Annotated in this window: 5 protein-coding genes; 2 read left to right on the forward strand and 3 right to left on the reverse strand. The window is 64.3% G+C overall.

Features of this window, described 5'->3' with window-relative positions; genetic code table 11:
* Window positions 1-223 precede the first annotated feature (223 nt).
* Both BM064_RS26265 and BM064_RS26270 read left to right on the forward strand, forming a co-directional pair.
* On the forward strand, window positions 224-1,081 hold the full coding sequence (locus BM064_RS26265) for a DUF932 domain-containing protein (RefSeq protein WP_092866459.1): 858 nt from the start codon (window positions 224-226) through the stop codon (window positions 1,079-1,081).
* 511 nt (window positions 1,082-1,592) lie between these two features.
* Window positions 1,593-2,642, forward strand: coding sequence for a replication initiator protein A (locus BM064_RS26270; protein ID WP_092866462.1), 1,050 nt, complete (start codon window positions 1,593-1,595; stop codon window positions 2,640-2,642).
* Between the two features lie 91 nt (window positions 2,643-2,733).
* Here BM064_RS26270 and BM064_RS26275 read toward each other — a convergent pair whose 3' ends face one another.
* From BM064_RS26275 to BM064_RS26285, 3 genes are all read right to left on the reverse strand, one after another.
* Entirely contained in the window at window positions 2,734-3,057 is a 324-nt protein-coding gene (locus BM064_RS26275; protein ID WP_092685441.1) for a ribbon-helix-helix domain-containing protein, read from the reverse strand.
* Window positions 3,050-3,706 (reverse strand): ParA family protein, encoded by a 657-nt coding sequence (locus BM064_RS26280; RefSeq protein WP_177236413.1) that lies wholly within the window; start codon window positions 3,704-3,706, stop codon window positions 3,050-3,052. The genes BM064_RS26275 and BM064_RS26280 overlap by 8 nt, the downstream gene beginning before the upstream one ends.
* A 737-nt stretch (window positions 3,707-4,443) precedes the next feature.
* The coding region (locus BM064_RS26285; protein ID WP_143103478.1) for a VirC2 family conjugal transfer protein at window positions 4,444-4,770 on the reverse strand (327 nt) is incomplete at its 5' end.

Raw genomic sequence — 4,770 nt, forward strand, 5'->3', positions numbered from 1 at the left:
CGGCTTTCACCCCTCCGGCACGGCAGACCCCGGCCGCCCTGAAGGCGGGCTCGGGGTCGCGTCTCCTGACCCTGCCGCGCGCGCCCGCGGGTCGGGCTGCGCCCTCCCCCGCTCTGCTCCGCCGAAAACACGGGGTTTTCGGACGGCTCAGACCGGCGGAGGCGCCGCCCATCGGCGGAAAGGGGCGCCAGACCCCGCCGCCATCGCAACCAAGGAGACGATCATGATCTTCAACCGGTACATGCGCGGGATGTCCAACGGCGGCATCGCCACCGGCGAGGCGCTGACCAATGCGGAGCTGCAGGCCCGCGTGCCCTCGATCTTCGCCGCGGAAGCGCATGAGAGCCGCAGCGCCCGCTTCACCCCCGTGCCGACCATCCAGGTGCTCGACGGGCTGCGCGCCGAGGGGTTCGAGCCCTTCTACGCCCAGCAGGCCCGCAGCCGGATCGAGGGCAAGGCCGCCTTCACCAAGCATCTCGTCCGTCTGCGCCATCGCGGCCTGACCAATGGCGAGAACGAGGCTTTCGAGATCATTCTCGTCAATGCCAATGACGGCACCAGCTCCTACCAGATGATCCCGGGGTTCTTTCGCTTCGTCTGCGCGAACGGGCTGATGGCGGGCGAGACGTTCAACGAGGTGAAGGTGCGCCATTCCGGCGATGCGGTCTCGGAGGTGATCGAAGGAGCCTACACAGTGCTGGAGGAGGCGCCGCGCGTTACCGAAGCGATGTCCCGCTTCAAGGGCATCGCACTGGAGGACCCGGAGCGCCTCGCCCTCGCCGAGGCCGCCCATATGCTGCGCTTCCCGAAGGCGCATGAGGCGCAGCCGATGCCCGCCCCGGTGCAGGCGAATGCGCTCGCCCTGCCCCGGCGGCGCGAGGATCGCGCAACGGACCTCTGGACCGCGTTCAACGTGGTCCAGGAGAATGTGATCCGCGGCGGGCAGCGCGGCATGGTCCGCACCGATCGCGGCTATAAGCGCCGCACGGTGCGCGAGGTCTCCGGCATCGATCAAGGCAAAGCGCTGAACCGGGCGCTCTGGACCCTGACTGAGCGCATGGCGGAGCTGAAGGAGGCCTGAAGATCGGAGGGGCGGGTGTGATCCCCGCCCCTTCCCCGAGCCGAGACGCCGCCGAAGCGGGCCGGACGCTGCGCGCCCGGAAGCCTCTCGCCCCGCTCTCTGTCGAGGTCGGAAAGCCCGCCCGCCCACCCCTTTGGGGCTGACGGGCGATCTATTTCAAGATCGGCATCCATGTGATCCCTGGGAAATCTCGGCCTAGAGGAGGGGAGACAGTTTTCGCGAAGTGCTCTGAGAGAGTTAGATTCTGTTAGAGTCTGAGTTACGGGGTTTTCGGGGTGGGGCTAGGCATCTGATACAGAAGCATAAAAACCAATTTTGACGCCTCCCGCGGTGTGTGAAGTGACGAAAGCCGGTGTGCAAAGTGACGAACGCCGGTGTGCAAAGTGACGATGACGCCGCCGAGTTATCCACAGGCCACATTTTGCCGTTGGTGTGTGGAGTGACGAACTTTCTTGACCAGTGGTGTGTGAAGTGCCGATACTCTGGATGGTGTGTGATATGACGAATCTCGATGTCGTGGGGCGTGTGTGAAGTGACGATAGATCGCTCGCCCTTGCTGCCGGATCGGCATCCTCAACGGGATCTGTTTGTCTGCGACATCGTCGATGCGGTGCCGAAGGGCGACATGTCGTCGATGGAGCACCCTGTGTTTTCGCTCTCGACCAAGCCGGACATGCGGCCCCGCCGCTACGAACGGGGCGGCAACTGGATCGAAATTTCACCGTCGCGCTATGGGATCGCCACGGTTCATGATCGGGACGTGCTCATCTACTGCATCAGCCAGTGCATGGCTGCGCTGAACGAAGGGCGCCAGGTCCAGCGTTCGATGCGGTTCAAGGCCTATGATCTTCTGGTTGCAACCAATCGGCAGACATCAGGGCGAGGCTACGAGCTTCTCAAGGATGCGCTGCGACGGCTCCAGGGCACCCAGATCGAGACCAACCTGCGCCAAGGCGGCAAAGAATACTTCAAGATCTTCGGTTTGGTCGAGTCGGCGCAGATCGTCCGCGAGACCCGGGACGGTCGAATGCTTGACGTCGAAATCACCCTCTCCGACTGGGTCTGGGACGCGATTGAGAACAACAACGTCCTGACCATGTCCCGGCAATATTTCCAACTTCGGAAGCCGTTGGAGCGACGTCTGTACGAGCTGGCGCGAAAGCACTGCGGCATGCAGCCGGAATGGAAGATCGGCCTTGATACGCTGCGGGAGAAATGCGGCTCAGGGTCTACCGACAAGGAGTTTCGTCGCCTGATCGGAAAGATCATCGTGGACGATGAGCAGCACGACCACATGCCAGACTACACCTTCACGATTGAAGGCGACAATGTCGTGGTCCGGCCCAAGCGGCTAATCGACGAGCAGCTTCCTCTGCCGAACCTGTCATCGCTGCACCTGAAAGGCGACACCTACGACGCGGCACGCCGCGCGGCGCCGGGCTGGGATGTGCACTATCTCGAAACCGAGTGGCGGTCATGGGTCGTCGACAAGGGCATCGCCGTGAAAGACGCAGACCGGCACTTCGTCAGCTTCTGCAAGAAGCGCGGGCCGTATCGCTGATACGGCGCTCGGTCGGGCGTCCATCCCACGGCCCTGTCTCCGTGCTTCCGGATGCGCGCTCAGCTCCGAGTTGCCTGGGATGTGCGACGCTCTACGCGTCGCCACGGCTTGCCGGTGCGATCTCCGGCTTGTTGTAGGCGGCGAAGAGCCGGTTGAGTCCTTCAGCCAGCATGTCCTCCATCGTCCGGCCCTGCTCGGCCGCCAGGAGCTTCAGCTGATAGCGCACCTGGGGCGGGTAGTGGCCCGTGATCGCCTTGGTCCCGGCCCTGCTTGGCTGCTTCGCGGTCGCTTTCGGCTGAGGCTGCGGCTCGGCCTGTGGCGCGACGGCGGTGTTCACGGCTGTTGGGACCGTGGTGGCGCGCGTGCTGCCGCCGGCCTCGCGCATGGCATCGGCGATGGATGGGCGCTTAGACATGGTCAGCGCTCCCCGGCGTCACTTTCGGCAAGTCGAGAAGTATACTTACATACTCGTAAACTTGTCTAATCTCGCTTGCGGCCTTGCTGCGCGGGTCAATCTCTACAGCGCCGGCCCCTTGCGCATAGGCGTCCTGGAACGTGATGCGGTCGCCGATGGTCGCTGGACAGACAGACATCCCCTGCTGTTCGAGCCATTGGGCGGTTTCGGTATGGCGATTGCCGAAAGGCTTGACCCGCGTCAGCACGGCGGCCCGCTGCTTGTCTCCCGCGAGGTTGATCAGGTCGGTGGTGGCCCGAATGGTTTTCAGGTCGATCACCGAGGGCTGCAACGGTACCAGCACCAGGTCCGCAACCCGAGCGCCCGCGAGCGCAGCCTGCTCAGTACGTCCGGCGGTGTCGATCAGAAGCAGGTCCACGCCCATGTCGCGGGCGCGGTTGATCACGGCATCGATGCGGGCGGGTTGCGCGTCGATGACGACCGGCGCGTCCAGCTGGCGGATGTCGCTCCATTCGCAAGCGCTGACCTGTGGATCGAGATCGATGATGGCGACGGTCAAACCCGCAGCGATGGCTTCGGTTGCAAGCGAGATTGCCAGCGTGGTTTTGCCGGTCCCGCCCTTCTGGCAGATGAGCGCTATGGTCTTCATGCAGACTTGCATCCTTGTCGTACAGACTAGAAGTATACTTTTATGCTTGTAGCCGCACTGGGGAAGCCGCTCAAGGGCCTTGCCCTTGCAGCATGTGGATCTTCAGACGGTGCGGCACGCAACGCACACCCGCGCGGGGGCGCCGCCGCACGGAATGCTCGCCACCTGGCTCAGGGCCATGTCTGCGGGCGATGCCGGAGCTTCTGGTCAAGATAGCTGCGCTCGGTCTTGCCTGCGACAGGAGCAGACGTTTGGGACCTGCTACCGATCGCGACATAGAGGATGCCGCTAAGGCGGAGGCGGCAGGCCGGGCGTGGCTACGGGGCGCGATCACTCAGCGGAGGCAGAGCGTGACGAGTTCACTCCGGCCGCCCCCCCCCACAGACGTCTGCTTCGACGGGCAGATGGGAACGCGGACCGTAGTCCACCTGAGCCACGCCAGCGGCGCTGTGCGGGCGGGCGGTCTGGATGGCGCCCGTGGTCTCTCCGCTGAAGTGAGTTAGTTAGTATAAAAGTATACTTTATATTATGTATGCTTCTCATCTGCTTCGCCAATCGCCTACCGGCCAGGCAGCCCCTCTCCGGCTTGCGACCTCTGGTCTTCGTCGGTGCGCACGCATCGAGGCGGACCAGAGGCGGGTGACTGAAGCAGTCCACAGCTGGCCGCTCATCTGCGACCGCTCAAGCGCCCCCGAGGCCTATGCCTCGGGGCTATGCAGTTCGATCTGAAGTGCTGATCACCCTTCCTCTCTGAACTGCCATGCCAGCGCCTGGGACAGGATCATCCGCCCGAGCCGCCCCTCCTGCAGGATTCCCAACGGATCGAGCAGCTCGCGCGCCCGCGCCCAGGCAGCGGCGTCCATCGCCCGCCCGACCTGGATCGACTCCGACCTCCGCGGAGGCTCCGGGCAGAGATCGCGGACTTCGCCCGCCAGCAGCGCCGTCTGGTAGTCGCGCAGCGCGTTGGCAAGGATGATCCGCAGCGCTTCCTTCGCGCCATAGACCGCCTCGGCCCGGTCGAAGAGAGCAGAGCTGCCCGGGGCGGGCAGGGGCACGCTCGCCTT

The sequence above is a fragment of the Albimonas pacifica genome (assembly GCF_900113695.1).
GTDB classification, from domain to species: Bacteria; Pseudomonadota; Alphaproteobacteria; order Rhodobacterales; family Rhodobacteraceae; genus Albimonas; species Albimonas pacifica.